This is a genomic window from Priestia sp. P5_B4, from assembly GCF_056400385.1.
On sequence record NZ_JBFULJ010000604.1, the window covers coordinates 1 to 2,358 of the forward strand.

2 protein-coding genes are annotated in these 2,358 nt (G+C 36.2%); both read right to left on the reverse strand.

The features are described from left to right. Positions 1–117: 117 nt before the first annotated feature. A complete protein-coding gene (qoxA, locus tag AC1DRF_RS23570) occupies positions 118–1,071 on the reverse strand; it encodes a cytochrome aa3 quinol oxidase subunit II (protein ID WP_013057827.1) in 954 nt (317 codons plus the stop codon). A 565-nt stretch (positions 1,072–1,636) separates the two neighbouring features. Beyond that, on the reverse strand, positions 1,637–2,215 hold the full coding sequence (locus tag AC1DRF_RS23575) for a hypothetical protein (protein WP_025751110.1): 579 nt from the start codon (positions 2,213–2,215) through the stop codon (positions 1,637–1,639). Between the last annotated feature and the right edge of the window lie 143 nt (positions 2,216–2,358).

Genomic DNA, 2,358 nt, shown 5'->3' on the forward strand with positions numbered 1-2,358 from the left:
GTCATAGCGATTGCTGCATCAGCAGCGTAAATCATAGGTTCGCCAGTGACGAAAAATTCATCTAGCTTCATTATGTCTTCCCCCAATCATTACGTTATTTAGTGTAATAAATGAATGTTATTCATGATTTGAGTGATCCATGTTTTCCATTTCTTCATTACTCGTTTTTTCGTCTTCTTTCATCTTGCTGTGATCATGTCCTGTACCACGTTCTAGCTCTTTGCCAGGAATGTATACATCTTTTGCATGGTCAATCCATTTTAAATGTGTACCGTTGTAAGTTTGACGACCAACAACGCCTGGGCTTAGGATTTGATCATATTTCTTTTCAGTCAATTTACCAGCTGTACCTTTTACGTCACTAACCCACTCTTTAAAGTCTTTGTCCGTTTGAGCTTGAACTTCGAACTGCATTTGAGTGAAATGTTCACCAGAGAAGTTAGCACTACGTCCCATATAAGAACCAGGCTTATCAGCTTCTAAGTATAATGGCATTGACATGTTGTTCATCGAATATTTTTGTCCGCCAAGTTCTGGTACCCAGAATGAGTTCATAGGCCCTTGAGCTGTTAACTCAAATTTCACTGGCGTATCCGCTGGAATGTTTACGTAGTTAACCGTCTCGATATTTTGTTCCGGATAACTGAAAATCCATTTCCAGTTTGCAGATGTAACGTGAATCACGATTGGATCTTTATCCTTTGATTCTGCCGGTACTTCTTCTGCAGAATAGATCGCTTTAACAGTTGGCACTGCTAATAGAATTAAGATGATGATTGGGAATGCTGTCCAAATAACCTCCATCTTTAAGTTACCTTCTTGCTCAGGTGGCTCATAGTCCATGTTTTCAGGTTTTTCACGATATTTGACAAGAACAAATATAAAAATAGCAAATACGACAACAACCACGATCAACATCATCCACATAGACCAAATGATTAAATCAGATTGCGTTTTTGCAACAGGACCTTGCGGGTTCAATACAGCAAGCTTTGAACAACCGCTCAAAAATACTAGTGAAAGCGCAGATAGTAAACCTACTAGCTTCCAAAATCCTTTTTTTGGTTTCACTTAAAACTCTCCTTTCTAACAACACATGATGCGAAGCCTATATTGATGAACATTCAAAATGCGCTATCTTTCGCTAGATAACGACATTTTTATACAGACTCTCTTCCCCCTTATTTGTAGGCCACTACTATTGTAATACAAAATGACATTTTTTTCGTCCCTTTTGCTTTATTTTTTTATATTAAAAATATTCTAATATAGTGACTGTACCAATGGGGTTAGAGTGCTTCAACCTTGCGATATTCTATCACATAATTTGGTATGAATAAATGTAAATAAAAGGATTCAGCTCCCATTTCTTAACTATTTCTTTAGGAATAACTGCAAAATTAGCTTTGTATGTTTGCTTCAACATTGATATATCAATACACATCGACATAATTGAATATTTTGTGACAAATTTTCAAAGAAAATGTGACGCCCTGTATGAAACTTATTTTGCCCGTTAATTCCCTTTTACTTTATAGCAAATATTTGTTTTTTTTGCTTAAAATTCTTTCTTTCGAAAATATGAACAAAACGTGAATTTTTTTAAAAAGCTTTTTTTATAGAAAAAAGCTGCGTGTTATTCACGCAGCTCTTGATCCATAAATTCTTTAACCGTGATATCATCCCCTGCTTTATCCAGCAGCGTTGTCGTTGCTGGAAACGGATGTTTAATATGACTCGGTATTTTTTCATACAGCACAAAATAATCACTTTTTGGGACCGCAGCATCAATTGTATATGTATCGTGCACCAAAGCCGCCTTTACTCGCTCAATTTGTTTACTTCTATTTGTTCCTGTAAACAGCGCATATGTCCCTTTATTTGTATGGATATCATCATAATCCACTAAATTGCTCATTTTGGTACTGACTTCAATACGCAGGCGTTTGTTCCATCCTTGCTTCAATACGGCCATTCCTTCTTTATCACCAGGTATGGAGAATAAGGCTATGTATGTATTAGAGTGATCAACCCGTTTAAAATCTTGCAGCGTAATCTTTGCAGAACCATCAATACTTTCTTTATGCTCCCAATTTCGCAAATGCTGCTGCACACTTGCAGCATTGTTTTCAATTGGATATCGAATCATCTCATACGCAACAATTACAACCGCTATACAAATGAACAGAAATAGCAACCGCTTTATCTTTCGCACATCTATTCACCTTCCTTAGCTTACTCCCCTTTTATGTAATTGCCTAAATTATAACTTCCTATTAAACCTCTGTCTATGCACTAGGAGAACTACGTTTTTTTTTACCACAAAAGGGATTTTTCAAACCTTTTGTCATAAAAATA